Origin of the sequence: Myxococcus sp. AM011 (genome assembly GCF_013372595.1) — a bacterium.
Classification (GTDB): Bacteria; Myxococcota; Myxococcia; order Myxococcales; family Myxococcaceae; genus Myxococcus; species Myxococcus eversor.
This window is the reverse complement of sequence record NZ_JABXEM010000073.1, coordinates 22,776-40,563: the sequence shown is the minus strand read 5'-3', so window position 1 is coordinate 40,563 and position 17,788 is coordinate 22,776. Positions and strand designations below refer to the sequence as shown.

28 protein-coding genes are annotated in these 17,788 nt (G+C 65.4%); 27 read left to right on the top strand and 1 reads right to left on the bottom strand.

All coding sequences use genetic code 11. The annotated features are described in order from the left end of the window. On the bottom strand, nt 1-366 hold a 366-nt coding region (locus HUW62_RS17435), incomplete at its 3' end, for a DnaJ domain-containing protein (protein WP_176435075.1). 112 nt (nt 367-478) lie between these two features. On the opposite strand from HUW62_RS17435, the gene HUW62_RS17430 reads away from it, so the two are divergent. The 27 genes from HUW62_RS17430 (at nt 479) to secY (ending at nt 17,721) form a co-directional block, all read left to right on the top strand. Next, a complete protein-coding gene (locus HUW62_RS17430; protein ID WP_176435074.1) occupies nt 479-1,174 on the top strand; it encodes a hypothetical protein in 696 nt (231 codons plus the stop codon). Beyond that, nucleotides 1,171-1,665 carry a ribosomal protein S18-alanine N-acetyltransferase gene (rimI, locus tag HUW62_RS17425; RefSeq protein WP_163870517.1) on the top strand — a complete coding sequence of 165 codons (495 nt, stop codon included), beginning with the start codon at nt 1,171-1,173 and terminating at the stop codon, nt 1,663-1,665. Before HUW62_RS17430 ends, rimI begins: the two co-directional genes overlap by 4 nt. A gap of 212 nt (nt 1,666-1,877) precedes the next feature. Then, complete coding sequence (gene rpsL, locus HUW62_RS17420) at nt 1,878-2,249, top strand: 30S ribosomal protein S12 (RefSeq protein ID WP_043408969.1); 372 nt, start codon at nt 1,878-1,880, stop codon at nt 2,247-2,249. 145 nt (nt 2,250-2,394) lie between these two features. Beyond that, on the top strand, nt 2,395-2,865 hold the full coding sequence (gene rpsG / locus HUW62_RS17415; protein WP_011553340.1) for a 30S ribosomal protein S7: 471 nt from the start codon (nt 2,395-2,397) through the stop codon (nt 2,863-2,865). Between the two features lie 147 nt (nt 2,866-3,012). Beyond that, a complete protein-coding gene (fusA, locus tag HUW62_RS17410) occupies nt 3,013-5,091 on the top strand; it encodes an elongation factor G (RefSeq protein ID WP_176435073.1) in 2,079 nt (692 codons plus the stop codon). A 141-nt stretch (nt 5,092-5,232) separates the two neighbouring features. Next, complete coding sequence (gene tuf / locus HUW62_RS17405) at nt 5,233-6,423, top strand: elongation factor Tu (RefSeq protein ID WP_176435072.1); 1,191 nt, start codon at nt 5,233-5,235, stop codon at nt 6,421-6,423. Between the two features lie 201 nt (nt 6,424-6,624). Next, a complete protein-coding gene (gene rpsJ, locus HUW62_RS17400) occupies nt 6,625-6,933 on the top strand; it encodes a 30S ribosomal protein S10 (RefSeq protein WP_002633608.1) in 309 nt (102 codons plus the stop codon). Between the two features lie 53 nt (nt 6,934-6,986). Further along, entirely contained in the window at nt 6,987-7,610 is a 624-nt protein-coding gene (gene rplD / locus HUW62_RS17395; protein ID WP_141643991.1) for a 50S ribosomal protein L4, read from the top strand. Further along, nucleotides 7,607-7,900, top strand: a complete 294-nt coding sequence (locus HUW62_RS17390) for a 50S ribosomal protein L23 (RefSeq protein WP_163870396.1) — start codon at nt 7,607-7,609, stop codon at nt 7,898-7,900. The genes rplD and HUW62_RS17390 overlap by 4 nt, the downstream gene beginning before the upstream one ends. A 35-nt stretch (nt 7,901-7,935) precedes the next feature. Beyond that, nucleotides 7,936-8,781, top strand: coding sequence for a 50S ribosomal protein L2 (gene rplB, locus HUW62_RS17385; protein ID WP_163870397.1), 846 nt, complete (start codon nt 7,936-7,938; stop codon nt 8,779-8,781). A gap of 15 nt (nt 8,782-8,796) precedes the next feature. Beyond that, nucleotides 8,797-9,084: a 30S ribosomal protein S19 gene (gene rpsS / locus HUW62_RS17380; protein ID WP_046714300.1), complete on the top strand. Its 288-nt coding sequence runs from the start codon at nt 8,797-8,799 to the stop codon at nt 9,082-9,084. Nucleotides 9,085-9,119: 35 nt separating this feature from the next. Then, the gene (gene rplV / locus HUW62_RS17375; RefSeq protein ID WP_163870398.1) at nt 9,120-9,464 is read left to right on the top strand and encodes a 50S ribosomal protein L22; all 345 of its coding nucleotides are present in this window, start codon (nt 9,120-9,122) and stop codon (nt 9,462-9,464) included. Between the two features lie 40 nt (nt 9,465-9,504). Then, the gene (gene rpsC / locus HUW62_RS17370; protein ID WP_163870399.1) at nt 9,505-10,167 is read left to right on the top strand and encodes a 30S ribosomal protein S3; all 663 of its coding nucleotides are present in this window, start codon (nt 9,505-9,507) and stop codon (nt 10,165-10,167) included. A 66-nt stretch (nt 10,168-10,233) separates the two neighbouring features. Next, complete coding sequence (gene rplP, locus HUW62_RS17365; RefSeq protein WP_141643995.1) at nt 10,234-10,653, top strand: 50S ribosomal protein L16; 420 nt, start codon at nt 10,234-10,236, stop codon at nt 10,651-10,653. A gap of 43 nt (nt 10,654-10,696) precedes the next feature. Then, the gene (gene rpmC / locus HUW62_RS17360; protein ID WP_174459337.1) at nt 10,697-10,912 is read left to right on the top strand and encodes a 50S ribosomal protein L29; all 216 of its coding nucleotides are present in this window, start codon (nt 10,697-10,699) and stop codon (nt 10,910-10,912) included. A 91-nt stretch (nt 10,913-11,003) separates the two neighbouring features. Then, on the top strand, nt 11,004-11,330 hold the full coding sequence (gene rpsQ / locus HUW62_RS17355; RefSeq protein WP_176435071.1) for a 30S ribosomal protein S17: 327 nt from the start codon (nt 11,004-11,006) through the stop codon (nt 11,328-11,330). A gap of 66 nt (nt 11,331-11,396) precedes the next feature. Further along, nucleotides 11,397-11,765: a 50S ribosomal protein L14 gene (gene rplN, locus HUW62_RS17350; protein WP_163870400.1), complete on the top strand. Its 369-nt coding sequence runs from the start codon at nt 11,397-11,399 to the stop codon at nt 11,763-11,765. A gap of 46 nt (nt 11,766-11,811) precedes the next feature. Further along, nucleotides 11,812-12,141 carry a 50S ribosomal protein L24 gene (gene rplX, locus HUW62_RS17345; RefSeq protein ID WP_141643998.1) on the top strand — a complete coding sequence of 110 codons (330 nt, stop codon included), beginning with the start codon at nt 11,812-11,814 and terminating at the stop codon, nt 12,139-12,141. A 303-nt stretch (nt 12,142-12,444) separates the two neighbouring features. Continuing rightward, nucleotides 12,445-12,975, top strand: coding sequence for a 50S ribosomal protein L5 (gene rplE / locus HUW62_RS17340; RefSeq protein WP_174459338.1), 531 nt, complete (start codon nt 12,445-12,447; stop codon nt 12,973-12,975). Nucleotides 12,976-13,001: 26 nt separating this feature from the next. Continuing rightward, entirely contained in the window at nt 13,002-13,187 is a 186-nt protein-coding gene (locus HUW62_RS17335; RefSeq protein WP_015350175.1) for a type Z 30S ribosomal protein S14, read from the top strand. 192 nt (nt 13,188-13,379) lie between these two features. Continuing rightward, nucleotides 13,380-13,784: a 30S ribosomal protein S8 gene (gene rpsH / locus HUW62_RS17330; protein WP_163870402.1), complete on the top strand. Its 405-nt coding sequence runs from the start codon at nt 13,380-13,382 to the stop codon at nt 13,782-13,784. Between the two features lie 64 nt (nt 13,785-13,848). Beyond that, entirely contained in the window at nt 13,849-14,415 is a 567-nt protein-coding gene (gene rplF, locus HUW62_RS17325; protein ID WP_163870403.1) for a 50S ribosomal protein L6, read from the top strand. 108 nt (nt 14,416-14,523) lie between these two features. Beyond that, nucleotides 14,524-14,880 carry a 50S ribosomal protein L18 gene (gene rplR, locus HUW62_RS17320; protein ID WP_163870404.1) on the top strand — a complete coding sequence of 119 codons (357 nt, stop codon included), beginning with the start codon at nt 14,524-14,526 and terminating at the stop codon, nt 14,878-14,880. A 19-nt stretch (nt 14,881-14,899) separates the two neighbouring features. Next, nucleotides 14,900-15,421 carry a 30S ribosomal protein S5 gene (rpsE, locus tag HUW62_RS17315; protein ID WP_046714290.1) on the top strand — a complete coding sequence of 174 codons (522 nt, stop codon included), beginning with the start codon at nt 14,900-14,902 and terminating at the stop codon, nt 15,419-15,421. A gap of 2 nt (nt 15,422-15,423) precedes the next feature. Next, nucleotides 15,424-15,693, top strand: coding sequence for a 50S ribosomal protein L30 (gene rpmD / locus HUW62_RS17310; protein ID WP_163870405.1), 270 nt, complete (start codon nt 15,424-15,426; stop codon nt 15,691-15,693). Between the two features lie 19 nt (nt 15,694-15,712). Then, nucleotides 15,713-16,240, top strand: coding sequence for a 50S ribosomal protein L15 (gene rplO, locus HUW62_RS17305; protein WP_163870406.1), 528 nt, complete (start codon nt 15,713-15,715; stop codon nt 16,238-16,240). Nucleotides 16,241-16,374: 134 nt separating this feature from the next. Then, nucleotides 16,375-17,721 (top strand): preprotein translocase subunit SecY, encoded by a 1,347-nt coding sequence (gene secY, locus HUW62_RS17300; RefSeq protein ID WP_163870407.1) that lies wholly within the window; start codon nt 16,375-16,377, stop codon nt 17,719-17,721. Nucleotides 17,722-17,788 lie beyond the last annotated feature (67 nt).

Sequence of the window (17,788 nt, the reverse complement as noted above, 5' to 3'; positions counted from 1 at the left end):
TCCCCGGCGTCCTCCGAAGAGGTCGTTGAAGAGGTCGCCCAGGTCGAAGTCCTCGCCCCCGTAGGGGATGCCGCCTGCTCCGCCCCTGGAGGCGGCGGCGCGGTACTGGCGATAGGCCTCCGCCTTCTTCTCGTCGAAGCCGATCTTCTCCGCGTCCTCGCCGAACTCGTCGTAGAGCTTGCGCTTCTTCGGGTCCGACAGCACTTCGAAGGCATTGCCGAGCTGCTTGAACTTCTCCTCGGAGGCCTTGTTGTTGGGGTTGACGTCGGGGTGGTACTTGCGCGCGAGCTTCCGGTACGACTTCTTGATGGCCTCCTCCGAGGCCGTCCGATCAACGCCGAGGATCTGGTAGTAGTCGTCCGCCATTTGTTCCCGCCGGGGTGTACGCAACTGAAAGTAACCAGTCGGTGGGAGTGCGCCAGCGAGGACTGTTCGGCTGGTCTGCGATGTATAAAGTCGCCGAAAGATGAGGGAGGCCATGGCAGCGCCGCGCCGAGCGGGAACCTTGTGGTTGGCGGGCTGGCTCCTGGTGCTGCCGGTGTCCCAGTCGTGGGCCCAGGGCGCCCCCACGGAGGCCTCCAGGCGGGTGGTCGACCGGGTCGTCGCCATCATTGAAGGCCGGGTCCTGTCGTTGAGCGAGCTGGAGTTCGAGGCCCGGGTGGCCCTCGTCCAGCGGGGCGGCATCCAGGCGCTCGGGGCCCCTCTTGACGAGGAGACCCTCCGAGGAGCCCTGGAGCTGGTCATCAACCAGCGGGTCCAGGTCCTCAATGCCGACCGGCTCCAGGCCTTCCCCGCGGAGCCCTCGGAGGTGGAGGCGAGGGTGGAGGCGTTCCGTTCCCGAATTGGCGGCCCCGCCCCCCTGGAGCGGTTCCTGGCGCGCAACGACGTGACGCTGGAGGGGCTCAAGGCCATCCTGGCGCGCGGGCTTCGGGCCGAGCGCGTCCTGGACAGCCGCATCCGGCTGCGGGCGCAGGTGGGCGAGACGGAGATCCGCCGCTTCTACGAGCAGCACGCGGCGGACTACCCCACGGACTACGAGACGGTGCGAGACGTCATCCGCGACAAGCTCTTCCGTGAGCGCTATGCGGCGCTGGCGGTGGAGGAGCTGGCGCAGGTGCGGGCCTCGGCGCAGGTGCGGCGGGTGGCGCCTTTCACGCGGGAGGCGAAGCGATGAGGCGGCTGAGGGAGGATGGAGAGCCGCGCGCGCCCCATGGCTTCCTGATCCGCCAGATGACGGTGGACGACCTGGCCGCGGTGATGATCCTGGAGCAGTCCGCCTTCAAGAATCCGTGGTCGCAGGAGCTGCTCAAGCGCGAGCTCCAGCACGAGTGGTCCACCATCCTGCTGGTGGAGGAGTCCCAGGATGCCGGGCCACCGTTGCTCCTGGGGCTGGCCATCTTCTGGATCGTCCACGACGAGGTGCACGTCCTCAACGTGGCCACCGCCCCCCAGCATCGTCGGCGGGGCGTGGCGCGGGCGGTGATGGAGGAGGTGCTGGAGCGGGGGAGGGGGCGGCGGTGCAGCCTGGCCACGCTGGAGGTCCGCAAGAGCAACGAGGCGGCCATCCAGCTCTACCGCGACTTCGGCTTCCGTCCGGTGGGCATCCGGCCGAACTACTACGCGGACGAGGGCGAGGACGCCGTGGTGATGGTCCTCGACTTCTGAGTGCACGCGGAGTAGAGGAGCGACCTGTTACACCCTGGGTTGTCGAGTCACTGGGAATGACCTCGCTGGCGCTGACCTGTTCGGGTCTGCGTCATGCCGTGCTTGACACGGTGGGGTCGGTCCCTATACTCGCGGCCCTTTTCAGTAGTCTGTAGGTAGATATGCGCCGCCCCGTGTCGTTGGGGGGAGGCCAACCCGAGGAAGAGGTATCAGTGCCGACCATTAGCCAGCTGGTCCGCAAGGGCCGCGAGAAGCTGAACATCAAGGGCAAGAGCCCCGCGCTCAAGGAGTGCCCCCAGAAGCGCGGAGTTTGCACCCGCGTGTACACCACGACTCCGAAGAAGCCGAACTCGGCCCTCCGCAAGGTGGCGCGTGTTCGTCTGACCAACGGAATCGAAGTGACGTCCTACATCCCCGGCGTGGGCCATAACCTCCAGGAGCACTCGGTGGTGATGATCCGCGGTGGTCGTGTGAAGGACCTCCCGGGTGTGCGCTACCACATCGTTCGTGGAACGCTCGACTCCGTGGGCGTGGCGGGCCGCAAGCAGAGCCGCTCCAAGTACGGCGCGAAGCGCCCGAGCTGAGAGCAGACCACCTTCGTTGTTCAAGAGTTTGGACGTTGTGCCCCGCACCCTGGGGAGCGTCCTGGTTGTTTTCCTTCAGCAGTTCAAGAAGCCCCGGTTTCATCGGCTCTCCAAGGAGAGTGGGGCGTAAGGGAAGAGAGAAGAGATGCCTCGCCGTCGCGTAGTCGCCAAGCGCAAGATTCTTCCGGACCCGAAGTTCCAGGACCGGCTCGTCACCAAGTTCGTCAACGACCTGATGCGGAAGGGCAAGAAGTCCATCGCGGAAGGCGTTTGCTACGGAGCCTTCGCCCTCATCGAAGAGCGCGCGAAGGAGGACCCCCTCAAGACGTTCAAGAAGGCCCTCGACAACGTCAAGCCGGTGCTGGAGGTCAAGAGCCGCCGCGTCGGTGGCGCCACCTACCAGGTGCCTGTCGAGGTCCGTCAGGACCGTCGCGTCGCCCTCGGAATGCGTTGGATCATCACGTACTCCAAGGCGCGTGGCGAGAAGACCATGCAGGAGAAGTTGGCCGGCGAGATCATGGACGCCGCCAACAACCGCGGCAACGCGGTGAAGAAGCGTGAGGACACGCACAAGATGGCGGAGGCCAACAAGGCCTTCGCGCACTACCGCTGGTAGGTCTTTCGGCCTCGCGGTATCCCGCCCGGATGCAGAGTCTGCATCCGGGCGGTTTCTTTAGGTGAAGCAGGTTCTCTGAAATCGTCCGGGTGGGTACGTGAGACGGGGCCCTGTGCCCTCCCGCCCTCATGGAGAGGTACCGACGCAATGGCTCGCGAGCATCCCCTGGAGCGCTACCGCAACATCGGCATCATGGCGCACATCGATGCCGGCAAGACGACCACCACCGAGCGGATCCTCTTCTACACCGGCGCCATCCACAGGATGGGCGAGGTGCACGAGGGGAACACCACCACGGACTGGATGGTCCAGGAGCGCGAGCGCGGCATCACGATCACGTCGGCCGCCATCACCGCCTTCTGGAGTCGCGGTGAGCATCGCTACCGCGTGAACATCATCGACACCCCGGGGCACGTGGACTTCACCATCGAGGTGGAGCGCTCGCTGCGCGTGTTGGACGGGGCCATCACCGTGTTCGACGCGGTGAACGGCGTGGAGCCGCAGTCGGAGACGGTCTGGCGCCAGGCGGACAAGTACAAGGTCCCCCGCATCTGCTTCATCAACAAGATGGACCGCGTGGGCGCGGACTTCGAGATGTCGGTGGGCACCATCCGCGAGAAGCTCGGCGCGCGAGCGGTGCGGATGCAACTGCCGCTGGGCGCCGAGGACAAGCACCGCGGCGTCATCGACCTGCTGACGATGAAGGCCCTGGTGTTCGTCGACTCGGAGCAGGGCAGCCGCTACGAAATCGAGGAGATTCCGGAGGACTACCGCGAGCAGGCCGAGGCGGCGCGCGCGGAGCTGCTCGAGGCCGCGGCGGAGCAGGACGACGCGCTGACGGAGAAGTTCCTGGAGGGCCATGAGCTGACCGAGCAGGAGGTCCGCTCGGCCATCCGCAAGGGCTGTGTGGCGCTGAAGCTGTTCCCGGTGTTCTGCGGCTCGGCGTTCCGCCACAAGGGCGTGCAGCCGCTGCTGGACGCCGTCATCGACTACCTGCCCAGCCCGCTGGACATCCCCCCGGTGCACGGCAAGACGCCCAAGGGCGAGGACGCCATCCGCGAGACGCGGGACGACGCGCCGTTCAGCGCGCTCGCGTTCAAGATCATGAACGACCCGGCGTTCCAGTCGCAGACGCTGACCTTCCTTCGCGTGTACTCCGGGAAGCTGGAGGCGGGGACGGCGGTGTGGAACTCGGTGAAGGGCAAGCGCGAGCGCGTCAGCCGCCTGGTGCAGATGCGCGCCGACAAGAAGGACGAGCTGACCGAGTGCTACGCCGGTGACATCTGCGCGGTGGTGGGCCTGAAGCTGGCGAGCACGGGCGACACGCTCTGCGATGACAAGCAGCCCATCATCCTGGAGCGGATGGAGTTCCCCGAGCCGGTCATCGACATCGCGATCGAGCCGAAGTCCACGGCGGACCAGGACAAGATCATCCAGTCACTCCAGCGCCTGGCGATGGAGGACCCGTCGTTCCGCGTGAAGTCGAACGAGGAGACGGGGCAGACCATCATCGCCGGCATGGGCGAGCTGCACCTGGAGATCATCGTCGACCGGCTCCTGCGCGAGTTCAAGGTCGACGCGAACATCGGCAAGCCGCAGGTGGCGTACCGGGAGACCATCACCACCCAGACGGAGTCCGAGGGGAAGTTCATCCGTCAGACGGGCGGTCGGGGCCAGTACGGCCACATCTGGCTGCGGGTGATGCCCAATGAGCCCGGCAAGGGCTTCGCCTTCGAGAGCAAGGTGACGGGCGGCGCGGTGACCAAGGAGTTCGTGGACGCGGTCCGCGACGGCGTCGCCGAGGCCCTGCAGAACGGCCCGGTGGCGGGCTACCCCATGGTGGACGTGAAGGTGGAGGCCTACGACGGCTCCATGCACGACGTGGACTCCAGCGAGATGGCGTTCAAGATCGCCGGCTCCCTGGCGTTCAAGGACGCGGTGCGCGCGGCCAACCCGGTGCTGCTCGAGCCCATCATGAGCTGTGAAATCGTCACGCCCGACGACTTCATGGGCGACGTGATTGGCGACCTCAACGGCCGGCGCGGCAAGGTGATGGGCATGACGCCTCGTCCAGGTCGGCTGCAGGCCATCCAGGCGCAGGTCCCCCTGGCCGCCATGTTCGGGTACTCAACGGACCTGCGCAGCCGCAGCCAGGGAAGGGCGACGTACACGATGCAGTTCAGTCACTACGCGCCGGCGCCCAAGACGGCGCTGAACCGGTACTGACGGCCGCCGGACGGCTCTGCGGGCGATTTCAGTTGACGTTGTGGCGGGTTTGGAGCAGGACGCAGCACCTTCGCAGTGAGTTTTGCGGGATTCGAGACGCGCCGGGTGGTTGACCGGCTCAGCCCCGGTTGAGGAGTTGTCATGGCCAAGGAAAAGTTCGAGCGTAACAAGCCCCACGTGAACATCGGCACGATCGGACACGTGGACCACGGCAAGACGTCGCTGACGGCGGCCATCACGAAGGTGCTGGCCAAGACCGGCGGCGCCACGTTCCTGGCGTACGACCAGATCGACAAGGCGCCGGAAGAGCGTGAGCGCGGCATCACCATCTCCACGGCGCACGTGGAGTACCAGACGAAGAACCGCCACTACGCTCACGTGGATTGCCCGGGTCACGCCGACTACGTGAAGAACATGATCACGGGCGCGGCGCAGATGGACGGCGCGATTCTCGTCGTCTCGGCCGCGGACGGCCCGATGCCCCAGACGCGTGAGCACATCCTGCTGGCGCGCCAGGTCGGTGTCCCGTATATCGTGGTCTTCCTGAACAAGGTCGACCTGCTGGACGACCCCGAGCTGCGCGAGCTCGTGGAGATGGAAGTCCGGGACCTGCTGAAGAAGTACGACTTCCCGGGCGATTCGATTCCCATCGTCCCTGGCTCCGCGATGAAGGCGCTCGAGGGTGACACGAGCGAGGTCGGCGAGGGCGCCATCCTGAAGCTGATGGAGGCGGTGGACAGCTACATCCCGACGCCGCAGCGCGCGACGGACAAGCCGTTCCTGATGCCGGTGGAAGACGTGTTCTCCATCGCCGGCCGTGGAACGGTGGCGACGGGTCGCGTCGAGCGTGGCATCATCAAGGTGGGTGAAGAAGTCGAAGTCGTCGGTCTGCGTGACACGCAGAAGACCGTCGTCACGGGCGTGGAGATGTTCCGCAAGCTGCTGGACGAGGGCCGGGCGGGAGACAACATCGGCGCGCTGGTGCGTGGTCTGAAGCGCGAGGACATGGAGCGCGGGCAGGTGTTGGCCAAGCCGGGCAGCATCAAGCCGCACACCAAGTTCAAGGCGCAGATCTACGTGCTGTCGAAGGAAGAGGGTGGTCGCCACACCCCGTTCTTCAAGGGCTACCGTCCCCAGTTCTACTTCCGCACGACGGACGTGACGGGAACGGTGAAGCTGCCCGATAACGTGGAAATGGTGATGCCGGGCGACAACATCGCGATCGAGGTGGAGCTCATCACCCCGGTGGCGATGGACAAGGAGCTGCGCTTCGCTGTTCGCGAGGGTGGCCGCACGGTGGGCGCCGGCGTCGTGGCGGAAGTGATCGAGTAGCAGGCCTCCTCCCGGCTCCCATGGACATCCCCTCGGGGAATTTCCAGGGAGCCGGAGGAAATCCAGTTGCATACACCGGGGCGGGATGGTAATCACCGCGCCCCTTCGTTCTGAAGAAACGGCTCTGTGACAACCAGGGGACGTCGGTCGTAGCGCCTCCCGGGGCGTTGGCACAAAGTTCGTTCTAAGAGGTTCTTGCGAATGGCGACACAGAAGATCCGCATCCGGCTGAAGGCATACGACTCGAAGCTCCTGGACCAGAGCGCGGGTGAGATCGTCGAGACGGCCAAGCGCACGGGCGCGAAGGTGGCCGGTCCGATCCCCCTTCCTACGCGCATCAACAAGTTCACGGTGCTGCGTTCGCCGCACGTGGACAAGAAGAGCCGCGAGCAGTTCGAGATCCGCACGCACAAGCGCCTGCTCGATATTCTCGAGCCCACGCAGCAGACGCTGGATGCGCTCATGAAGCTGGATCTGTCGGCCGGCGTTGACGTCGAGATCAAGTCCTAGGAAGCGGGTGGGCGTCCGAGTGGTTTCACTCCGACCCCCGCGAGGAAAGTGCCATGGCGAAGTTTGACGTTGTCGACCTCGATTTGAAGAAGGTGTCGGAGATTGAGCTCTCCGACGACATCTTCGGCGCTGAGCCGAACGCGCACCTCTTTTACGAGGTCGCGAAGATGCAGCAGATCAACCGGCGTCGCGGCACGGTGGGGGTGAAGAACACCTCGCTGGTCAGCGGCGGCGGCAAGAAGCCCTGGAAGCAGAAGGGCACCGGCCGCGCCCGCCAGGGTTCCATCCGCGCTTCCCACTGGGTGGGCGGCGGCAAGGCGATGGCCCCCAAGGCTCGCGACTACTTCTACCGCCCGCCCCGCAAGGTGCGTCGCGGCGCGCTGAAGTCGGCGCTGTCCCTGCGCGCCAAGGAGAAGACGCTCATCATCCTGAGCGGGTTCTCCCTGGACGCCCCCAAGAGCAAGCAGGCCTTCGAGGCGCTCACCAAGCGCCTGAAGCTGCAGAACGCCCTGGTGGTGGACGAGAAGAGCAACACCAACCTGCACCGCAGCGTGCGGAACCTGGCGAAGTTCGACGTGCTTCCTCCCGAGGGTCTCAACCTCGAGGCTGTTCTGAAGCACTCGCACCTCGTGCTCACCTCCGCGGCCGCGAAGACCCTCGAGGGGGCGCTCTCATGAATCTCAACGACGTCATCAAGGGCCCGCTCATCACCGAGAAGCTGGACAAGGCCCGCGAGAAGTTCCGTCAGTACTCGTTCATCGTCGACCGCAAGGCCACCAAGCACGACGTGGCTCGCGCTGTGGCGACGCTGTTCAAGGTCACGGTCGAGGGCGTCAACACGAACGTCGTCCGCGGCAAGATCAAGCGCGTGGGTCGGAGCATCGGCAAGCGGCCCAACTTCAAGAAGGCGGTCGTCACCCTCAAGGAAGGCGACTCGATCGAACTCTTCGAGGGAGGGGCGGCCTGACGCTACGGCGTTGAGGTCAGCCTGAGGAACACACCATGGGCATCAAGAAGTACAAGCCGACAAGCGCCGCCCGTCGTCACATGACGGTGTCCGATTTCGCGGACATCACCAAGGACGCGCCCGAGAAGAAGCTGACCGAGCCGCTCAAGCGCTCGGGTGGCCGCAACGTGCACGGACACATCACCCGGCGTCACCAGGGTGGTGGTCACAAGCGCCGCTACCGCGTCATCGACTTCAAGCGTCGTGACAAGGACGGCGTGCCGGCCAAGGTCACCGCGGTGGAGTACGACCCGAACCGCACCGCCAACATCGCCCTGCTGACGTACGCGGACGGTGAGAAGCGCTACATCCTGGCCCCGGTGGGTCTGAATGTGGGCGACACGGTGTTCGCCGGCGAGACCGCCGACATCCGTCCGGGCAACTCCCTGCCGCTGCAGAACATCCCGGTGGGTACCATCATCCACAACGTGGAGCTGAAGCCGGGCCGTGGCGCCCAGGTCATCCGCTCCGCGGGAACCTCCGGACAGCTGATGGCGAAGGAGGGCCGCTACGCGCAGGTGCGTATGCCTTCCGGAACCGTCCGCATGGTCCTCATCGAGTGCCGTGCCACCGTGGGCCAGGTGGGCAACATCGAGCACGAGATCATCCGCGTTGGTAAGGCGGGTAAGAGCCGCTGGCTGGGCATCCGCCCGACGGTTCGTGGTCTCGCGATGAACCCCGTGGATCACCCGCACGGTGGTGGTGAGGGTAAGTCCGGTCAGGGTAACCCGCACCCGGTGTCGCCGTGGGGCAAGAAGACCAAGGGTCTGACCACGCGCACCAACAAGCGTACCGACAAGTTCATCGTGAGCGGCCGCCGCCAGGGCGCGCGCAGCCAGTAAGAGGATTCGCAAGCCATGGCTCGTTCGATCAAGAAGGGTCCGTTCGTCGACGACTTCCTCGTCAAGAAGATCGAGGACATGATCAAGACGAACAAGAAGACTGTCGTGAAGACGTGGTCCCGCCGCTCCACCATCCTTCCGGAGTTCGTGGGTCACACCTTCGCGGTGCACAACGGGAAGAAGTTCATCCCGGTGTTCGTCACGGAGAACATGGTGGGCCACAAGCTCGGCGAGTTCGCCCCGACGCGTACGTTCGGTGGACACTCGGCGGAGAAGAAGGTCGCCAAGGCCCCGGGCAAGTAGCCTGGTGCATTGCCTGAGAGCCTGAGGAGATGACCATGGAGTCGACTGCACATCTGCGTTTTCTGCGCATGAGCCCCCGCAAGCTGTCCCTCGTTGCGGCGCTCATCCGGGGCAAGCCCGTCGAGGCTGCCCTCAACATCCTGAAGTTCACCAAGCGCGCCGCGGCCTTGCCGGTGGAGAAGCTCATCAAGAGCGCCGTGGCCAACGCGACGGACCTGTCCAAGGGTCAGGTCGACGTGGACACGCTCTACGTCAAGACCATCTCGGTGGACCAGGGTCCTACCCAGCGCCGGTTCATGCCGCGCGCCATGGGTCGGGCCACCCCGATCAAGAAGAAGACCGCCCACGTCCATGTGGTGCTGGCCGAGGCCAAGAAGTAGGACCCGTCGGGCCCAGCCCGGACGTTCAAGGAGATTCACGTTGGGACAGAAAGTTCATCCGATCGGGTTCCGGCTTGGCGTCATCAAGACCTGGGACTCCAAGTGGTTCGAGCACAAGAACTACGCGCAGTGGCTCCATGAAGACATCCGCATCCGCGAGTTCGTGAAGAAGTCGCTGAACCACGCGGGCGTGTCCAAGGTGGAGATCGAGCGCGCAGCCAACAAGGTGAAGGTCAACGTCCACACCGCGCGTCCGGGTATCGTCATCGGCAAGCGCGGCGCGGGCATCGAGACGGTGAAGAAGGACCTCCAGCAGTTCACGAAGAACGAGGTCTTCCTCAACATCGTCGAGGTCCGCAAGGCGGAGACCGACGCGCAGCTGGTGGCGGAGAACATCGCCACGCAGCTCGAGCGTCGCATCGCGTTCCGTCGCGCCATGAAGAAGGCGCTTCAGACGGCGATGAAGTTCGGAGCCAAGGGCATCCGCGTGGCCTGCTCGGGCCGCCTGGGTGGCGCCGAGATGGCTCGCTACGAGTGGTACCGCGAGGGCCGCGTGCCCCTGCACACCCTCCGCGCGGACATCGACTATGGCTTCGCCGAGGCCAAGACGACCTACGGCAAGATCGGCTGCAAGGTCTGGGTCTGCAAGGGCGAGGTTCTCCCGGGCAAGGGCGGCGCCGCCCCCATGCCTTCCAACCGCTAAGAGCCCTCCCGCTTTGGGCGCTCTCGAGAGAGGGCGCCCGGGGCAGGGCAGTGAAGGACAGCGACGATGCTTCAGCCTGCACGTACGAAGTACCGCAAGATGCACAAGGGCCGCACGCCTGGCGCCGCGCACCGTGGCAGCGACTTGACCTACGGTGAGTTCGGCCTGATGAGCCTGCAGCCGGGATGGATTACGTCCCGGCAGATCGAGGCGGCTCGTATCGCGATGACCCGCCACGTGAAGCGCGGCGGCAAGATCTGGATCCGAATCTTCCCGGACAAGCCCATCACCAAGAAGCCCGCCGAGACCCGAATGGGTACCGGTAAGGGTGGCGTGGAGTACTACGTCGCGGTGGTGAAGCCCGGCCGCATCCTCTACGAGATGGAGGGGATGACGACCGAGGTGGCCACGGGGGCGCTGAAGCTGGCGCAGGCGAAGCTGCCGGTGCTCACGCGTATCGTGACGCGCACGGACCTGAGCCTCTAGGCACCGCGGCGGGAGCCGCCTTCGGGTGGGCTCCCGCACGCATGTGGAGATAGCAATGGCGACTGCGAAGGAACTGAGAGAGCTGTCGGCGGACGACCTGCAGCGGCGGGCGACGGAACTGCGTGAGACGCTGTTCCAGGACCAGCTCAAGCGGCGGACCGGCTCGCTGGACAGCCCGGCGGAGCGGACCCTGCACCGGCGTGACCTGGCCCGTGTGCTGGCGGTTCTTGGCGAGAAGAAGAAGGCGGCGAAGGCTTAAGGGCCCCGTCGCGATTCCTCCAAGCGCGCTCGCTCAACGCGGGTGCGTACGGCCATCCGGGAAGCGAGAGCGCCCGGGTGCATGAGAGACAGTGAGAACGAAGATGGCTGAAACGACTGAAGCGCCCACGGCAGAGACCTCCACCCGCGGCCGTCCGAAGACGCGCGTGGGTATCGTCACCTCCAACAAGATGCAGAAGACGGTCGTGGTCACCGTCCAGCGCCGGGCTCCCCACCCGAAGTACGGGAAGATCATGAGCCTGCGCGAGAAGTACAAGGCGCACGTGGAAGACCACGACTATCCGAAGAAGATCACCATCAACGAGGGTGATCGGGTCCGGATCGCCGAGACCAAGCCTGCCTCGAAGGACAAGCGCTGGCGTGTGGTCGAGGTGCTGGAGAAGAGCAAGAACGTCTAGCACGCACCTCCACCTGCGCGGCCGTGAGGCGGTGTGGTGGAGTCACCGGCGATAGGAGATTCCCAGATGATTCAGATGACGAGCGTGCTCGACGTGGCGGACAACTCGGGCGCGAAGAAGGTGTTCTGCATCAAGGTGCTCGGTGGTTCGAAGCGCAAGTACGCGTCCATCGGCGACGTCATCGTCGTGTCGATCCGCGAGGCGCTGCCCAACTCGAAGGTGAAGAAGGGTGACGTGGCCAAGGCCGTCATCGTCCGCACCAAGCGCGAGGTGGGTCGGGCCGACGGCAGCTTCATCAAGTTCGATGGCAACTCCGCGGTCCTCATCAACAAGGACATGGAGCCCATTGGTACGCGCATCTTCGGGCCGGTGGCCCGTGAGCTCCGCGCCCGCAAGTTCATGAAGATCATCTCGCTGGCGCCCGAAGTCCTCTGAGAGGACCGCAGGCCGGACGGCGAGCAGCCAGAGAGACGAGGAAGCCATGCAGAAGATGAAAGTGGGAGACACGGTCCAGGTCATGGCCGGGGCCGAAGCCTCCGAGAAGAGTCCCGCGACGAAGCGCGGCAAGGTGCTGAAGATCGACCGGGAGGCCGGCCGCGTGACCGTGGAAGGTCTGCGCCTGGTCAAGCGTCATCAGAAGAAGACGCCCCAGAACCCCGAAGGTGGGATTGTCGAGAAGCCCGGCACCATCGCCCTGGCGAATGTCCAGGTCGTGTGCGCCAAGTGCGACAAGCCGACCCGCGTGGGGGTCAAGACCGAAGGCGAGAAGCTCCAGCGGTTCTGCAAGAACTGCGACGCGCTGATTGACTAGGAGTCCCTGTTGGGGCATCTATGCGCGCCCTTCTGTCCGCCCTGGTGGGCGGGTAGGGGGGCGTGCAGGCAACGAGGGCCTGGGTTGTTCCGGGGCCCTCGAGGTGTTTTCAGTTTCCAGATGAAGGACTGATCGGACGCGCTGGGTCCACAACGGCGCCCCGAAGCAGAGGATACGACGATGGCTGACGAGAAGAAGCCGGACCAGAAGGAAAAGAAGGCGAAGCGGGGCAAGAAGGAAGAGGCCAAGAAGGTTGGCTTCGCGGCGAACATCGAGGAAGGCCTCGAGAGCAAGCCGGCCCGCATGAAGGAGCGCTTCCGCAAGGAAGGGGTGCCCGCCCTGATGAAGGAGCTGGGCCTCAAGAACCCGATGGAGGTTCCGCGTCTCCAGAAGATCGTCGTCAACATGGGTCTGGGCGAGGCGCTCGCCAACAACAAGATCCTGGAGTCGGCGGTGGACCAGCTCGCGGCGATCACGGGTCAGAAGCCCATCGTCACGCGCGCTCGCAAGTCCATCGCGAACTTCAAGCTGCGCCAGGGCCAGGCCATCGGTGCCGCCGTGACGCTGCGTGGCACCCGCATGTATGAGTTCATGGACCGCCTCATCACCGTGGCGCTGCCGCGCGTGCGTGACTTCAAGGGCGTGTCCCCGAAGGCTTTCGATGGGAAGGGCAATTACACGCTCGGCGTCCGCGAGCAGATCATCTTCCCTGAGATCAACTACGACCAGATCGAGAAGGTGAAGGGGCTCAACATCAGCTTCGTCACCACCGCCGCGAACGACGAGCAGGGGTTGGCGCTGATGCGTCACTTCGGCCTGCCGTTCCGTCAGTAAGCCCTCGAGCCAAGGACCTCAAGACAATGGCCAAGCTCTCCAAGATCGCCCAGGCGAAGCGCAAGCCGAAGTTCGCCGTGCGCCAGTACAACCGCTGCCCGCTGTGCGGTCGGCCGCGCGCCTTCCTGCGCAAGTTCAAGATGTGCCGTATCTGCCTGCGCAACCGTGCGCTGCGCGGTGAGATCACCGGCGTGACCAAGTCGTCCTGGTAGCCGGAAGGGCAGGGTGCTGAGGGGCTCGAAAGGGCTCATCGGCACCCTGGGCGTGCTCCGTGAGGAGCTCGCTCGAATGGATTTTCAACTTCAGCAGTGGCGATCGGCGCGAACCCCCGGGATGGGCCCGGCAGGCGCGGCGGTCGCGAACGCGAGATGCCCGATGACGGCTCTTGCTTTGGAAGGTAGCTCATGCCGGTCAATGATCCTGTTGGCGACATGCTGACCCGCCTGCGCAATGCTTCGCGCGCGCGTCACGACAAGGTCGTCATTCCCCACTCGAAGCTCAAGCTCGAGATCATCAAGGTCCTCAAGGATGAGGGCTACATCGGGGAGTTCGCCGTCGCGACCCCCGAGGGCTCGCCCCAGAGCGAGATCACCGTGCAGCTCAAGTACGGTCCCGACCGCAGCCCCGCCATCACCGGCATCCGCCGCGTGTCCACGCCGGGCCTCCGCCGCTACTGCGGCGTGGGTGACATCCCGCAGGTGCTGGGTGGAATGGGTATCTCCATCCTGTCCACGTCCCGCGGCATCCTGGTGGACTCCGAGGCCCGCAAGCAGAAGGCGGGCGGCGAGCTGCTCTGCACCGTCTACTAGCCAGCTGCCTGGTGGTCGCGCCTCGTGAGAGTGCGCGCCCCGGGCATACAGGACCGAGGCAACCATGAGTCGGATTGGAAAACTGGCGATCAAGCTCGGCGACAAGACGAAGGCCATCGTCGCCGGCCAGCAGGTGAATTTCGAGGGCCCCAAGGGCAAGCTGTCCGTGAAGCTGCCCGCCCGGGTCAAGGTGGAGATCAAGGACGGCCAGGTCAACGTGCAGCGCGAGGATGACTCTCGCGAGGCGCGCAGCCTGCACGGCCTGACCCGCACCATCCTCGCGAACGCGGCGAAGGGCGTGTCCACCGGCTTCGAGCGGAAGCTGGACATCCGCGGCGTTGGTTTCCGCGCCGAGGTGAAGGGCAAGGCCATCCACTTCTCGTTGGGCTACTCGCACCCGGTGGTGTTCAACCTGCCGGAAGGTGTGACGGCCGAAGTGGACAAGGCGGCCCGCACCGAGGACAGCCTGCCCACCGTGGGGCTGACGCTCCGCTCGGCGGACAAGGAAGCGCTTGGCGCGACGGCGGTGAACATCCGCTCGCTGCGTCCTCCCGAGCCGTACAAGGGCAAGGGAATCAAGTACTCCGAGGAGCGCATCCGCCGTAAGGAGGGCAAGACCGGAACGACCTAGTCGTTTCGTCTGTCCTGAGGGTTCCCAATCCCGTCGAGCCCGTGGGGTCCGACGGCATCATCCGGCGGCGGAAGGCCGCATCGCCGCCGGAAGGACAAGGAAGCAGCCATGCCGACGAAGATCGAATCCCGTCTCAAGAGGAAGAACCGCATCCGCAAGAAGCTCTCGGGCACCACCGAGCGGCCGCGGCTTTCCGTTTACAAGAGCCTCAAGCACATCTACGCGCAGGTGGTGGACGACACCACCGGCAAGACCCTCGCGTTTGCCTCGTCGCTGTCCAAGGATCTGAAGGGCCAGGACGAAGGCGACAAGAAGGCGGACGCGAAGCGGGTCGGTGCCCTGATCGCGCAGAAGTGCAAGGCTGCCAACGTCGAGGCGGTGGTGTTCGACCGCAACGGCTTCCCCTATCACGGGCGCATCGCCGCCGTGGCTGACGCCGCGCGCGAGGCCGGGCTGAAGTTCTAGCTTTCGAAAGGATTTCCAAGTGGCAACTCCGATCAATCCGAACGATCTGGACCTCACCGACCGCGTGGTGAACATCAACCGCGTGGCCAAGGTCGTGAAGGGCGGCCGCCGGTTCTCGTTCGCCGCCCTGGTGGTGGTGGGCGACGGCGCGGGACACGTGGGCGTCGGCCTGGGCAAGGCCAACGAGGTCCCCGAGGCCATCCGCAAGGGTGGCGAGAACGCGAAGAAGAACCTCTTCCGCGTCCCGCTCATGGGGCACACGATTCCGCACGAGGTGCTCGGGCACTTCGGCGCCGGCTGGGTGCTGTTGAAGCCGGCCAGCGAAGGTACGGGCGTCATCGCCGGTGGCGCTGTGCGCGCGGTTCTTGAGGCGGCGGGCATCCGCAACATCCTGACGAAGAGCCAGGGTTCGCGGAATCCGCACAACGTGCTGAAGGCCACGGTTGCTGGCCTGAAGCTGCTGCGGAGCGCGGCGCAGGTGTCGCGGCTTCGTGGCAAGGACGTCGAGTCGGCGAAGCTCGCCGGGGAGCAGAGGGGCTAGTCATGGCGCTCAAGGTGAAGCTGACGAAGAGCTATGCGGGCGCTTCCGAGGACATGCTGGCCACCATCCGTGGCCTGGGTCTGAAGAAGTTCGGTCAAGAGCGCCTGCTCAAGGACACCCCTGCCATCCGTGGGATGGCGTTCAAGGTGAAGCACCTGGTCTCCTTGGAGACGGTGACCACCGAGGCGCCGGCGCCGAAGCGCCGCAAGCCGCGCAAGATCGCCCTGCGGGATCGCGCGCGCGCCTACCAGGCCAAGCAGAACAAGGCCTGAGCACGAGAGGACTGAGACAATGAGCACTCTGCACGATTTGAAGCGTCCCTCGCGCTCGTGGCACCGCAAGAAGCGGGTGGGTCGCGGCCAGGGTTCCGGCCTTGGCAAGACGGCCGGCCGTGGTGGCAAGGGTCAGAAGGCCCGTTCCGGCAACATGCGGTTCGAGGGCTTCGAGGGCGGTCAGAGCCCCCTGCAGCGCCGCCTTCCGAAGTTTGGCTTCAACTCCCCCAACCGCACGGTGTACGCGGTGGTGAACCTGTCGGACGTGGATGCCCACTTCGACGCGGGCGCCACGGTGGATGAGGCCTCCCTGAAGAAGGTCGGTCTGGTCAAGGGTCGCTACCACGGCGTGAAGCTGCTGGGACACGGCACGCTGACCAAGAAGGTCACCATCGTGGTCCACAAGGCCTCCGAGGCCGCGAAGTCGGCGGTCGAGAAGGCTGGCGGCGCGGTGGATGTCCTTCCGCTGATGGCCCACAAGCCCGAAGCGGCCGCGAAGGCCCATGCTGGCAAGGGCGTCAAGGCCCCTCGGCAGCCCAAGGCTTGAGCATGTCCGGCGCGCATCACTTGCTGGTGGTGCGCGCCATTTCGCTTGTGTAGGCTTCTGCGCCCCTTTCCCGTCCGTGGAACAGGGGCGTTTTGTCGTCCTGGCAGAACCCTCACGAAGAGGATGGCTACCCCGTGGCTCTCAATGCCTTCGCCAACGTCTTCCGCATCGCGGAGCTGCGCAGCCGGCTCGCGTACACGCTAGCCCTGCTGGCCGTGTACCGCATCGGCATCTTCATCAATACGCCAGGCGTGGACCGGGCTGCGATGAACGCCTTCATGGACGCCCAGAAGCAGTCGGGCGGACTGGTGTCGCTGTTCAACCTCTTCTCCGGCGGCGCGCTGGAGCAGATGTCCATCTTCGGATTGGGCATCATGCCTTACGTCAGCGCCTCCATCATCATGCAGCTGCTGGCGGTGGTCATCCCCAGTCTGGAGCGACTGCAGAAGGAGGGCGCGGCGGGGCGGCAGAAGATCAACCAGTACACCCGCTACGGCACCATCGTCCTCTCCGTCATCCAGGGCATCGGCATCTCCCGGTGGCTGGCGTCCCTGGGGCGCTCGGACGCGGGGCAGAGCGGCTTCAACCAGGTGGTGGTGCCGGACGACAGCGTCTGGTTCACCTTCATGACGGTCATCAGCCTGACGGCCGGTACGGCCTTCATCATGTGGCTGGGTGAGCGCATCACCGAGCGCGGCATCGGCAACGGTATCTCCCTCATCATCTTCGCGGGCATCGTCGCCGGTGTGCTCCCGGGCGCCAAGACGCTGCTGGACCTGACGCGGCAGGAGGTCATCGCGGTGGCCGAGGTCCTGGCGCTGCTGTTCTTCATGCTCCTCATCATCGCGGCGGTGGTCTATGTGGAGCGCGGCATGCGCCGCATCCCCATCCAGTACGCCAAGCGCATGGCGGGGCGCCGGATGTTCGCGGGCCAGGCCACGTACTTCCCGATGAAGGTCAACACCGCGGGCGTCATCCCGCCCATCTTCGCTGGCGCGGTGCTGTCGTTCCCGGCCACGCTGGGCACGTGGTTCCCGTTCCTGCAGGACGTGCAGCGCGCCATTGAAGGCAACCTGTGGATCTACAACGGCCTGTTCGTGCTGATGGTCATCTTCTTCGCCTACTTCTACACGGCACTGACCTTCCGTCCGGATGACGTGGCGGACAACATCAAGAAGCAGGGTGGCTACATCCCGGGCATCCGCCCGGGTCGTCAGACGGCGGAGTTCATCGAGCGAGTGCTGAACCGGCTCACCTTCGGTGGCGCGCTGTACCTGGCGGTCATCTGCGTGATTCCCTCCGTCATCAGTGGCCTGCTCAACGTACGCTTCACCTTCGGCGGCACCGCGCTGCTGATTGTCGTGGGCGTGGCGCTGGACACGGTGCAGCAGATCGAGGGTCACCTCATCAGCCGCAACTACGAGGGCTTCGCCGGGCCGCGTGGCCCGCGCATCCGCGGCCGGGTGCGCGTGGCGGCCTGAGTCACGACGTTCACGTCCCGGGCGCCTCTCCCCGTCGTGGGGAGGGGCGCCTCGTCGTTCCGGGATG